Below are 1,034 nucleotides of genomic sequence, written 5' to 3'. Positions count from 1 at the left end.
TATTGATAGGGCTACCACCTTGTTTTTCACTTAGTAGTTGGTGGGCTGGGTCTGATGTTTATATGAGAGAGGCGCGGGGGTGGCGGTGTGGCCCGACCGCCCGGCCGAGGCCGGCCGGGATGGAGCGCGGCGTTCCAGCGGCCTCTGACGACCGCGCGTTCCGCCATCCACAGGCCGCCGCCGATCGGACGAGGCCTGGCAACCGATCCCGCGGAGTCCGGTTGTCTCTCCAGATGGCTCGGCCCTGCGCGGCTGGGCGGCAATCCAGAGCGTGCGAACCATGTCCACCGAATTCAGAGGCAAGACGCATATCGACATCTTCGACCGGGTCATGCGCGAAGAATGGGCTCAGCGCTTCGGTGTCAGCGAGGAGCGGCTGCGCAAAGCCGTGACCATGGTGGGGAGCCGGATCACCAGCGTCGCCGCCTATCTCGACAAGCCGGCCTCGTGATGAAGGGCGACTCGTCCGAATCCGGTCGCGACGCACGGTCTATTCCGGAACCCGCTGCCCCGGAGCCGGCGGTCCCGGAGAGCGGGCCGCGGCCACCCCCCTCACGGATCGAGGACAAATCTGCGCCGGACGCGATCCCGTTCGAGCAGATCCGGGAGCGCGCCTACGAGTTGTGGGAGCGCAACCACCGGCCGGAAGGCTTCGAGATCGAGTTCTGGCTGCTGGCGGAGCGGGAACTGCGCAAGGAACGCAGTCGCAAGTAGGCCGAGGCGGCACCGGTGCCTCCGCGGACCGATCCGCCGTCGTCCTGAGCCCTTCGACGGCTGGCGTGGCTTTGCCAGATGGCGCAGGCTTTGCGACAGGTCGCCGCGACGGCCCTCAGCGGCGACCGGCGATGTCGAGGGGACGGAAATGGACCCGGGTAATCTGCCAGACCGGCCTTGCCGTGCTTCGCGGACGAAGTGTCTCGCTGTTCCAGGGCGTCGGACCCAGAGCGATGCCCGGAGCTGCGCGTGAGCGCCGTAACCCGCCGGGCCTTCGCCGAACTCGGCCTCGGCGGCGCGGCCATGGCCGCCGCCGAGGC

At 68.4% G+C, this 1,034-nt stretch carries 2 protein-coding genes; both read left to right on the top strand.

The window, feature by feature from the left end; all coding sequences use genetic code 11:
* The first annotated feature begins 280 nt into the window (after positions 1-280).
* Positions 281-451 (top strand): DUF3606 domain-containing protein, encoded by a 171-nt coding sequence (locus FV228_RS30715; RefSeq protein WP_147857855.1) that lies wholly within the window; start codon positions 281-283, stop codon positions 449-451.
* Positions 452-558: 107 nt separating this feature from the next.
* A complete protein-coding gene (locus FV228_RS30710) occupies positions 559-714 on the top strand; it encodes a DUF2934 domain-containing protein (RefSeq protein WP_147857856.1) in 156 nt (51 codons plus the stop codon).
* The last annotated feature ends 320 nt before the right edge of the window (positions 715-1,034 follow it).

This window comes from Methylobacterium sp. WL18, assembly GCF_008040015.1.
GTDB lineage: Bacteria > Pseudomonadota > Alphaproteobacteria > Rhizobiales > Beijerinckiaceae > Methylobacterium > Methylobacterium mesophilicum.
The sequence above is the reverse complement of the archived record's forward strand: the minus strand, read 5'-3'. Positions and strand labels throughout refer to the sequence as shown.

Excerpts from the sequence above, each read along its gene's own strand:
- FV228_RS30715 (WP_147857855.1), top strand. The coding sequence starts at position 281 with ATGTCCACCGAATTCAGAGGCAAGACGCATATCGACATCTTCGACCGG.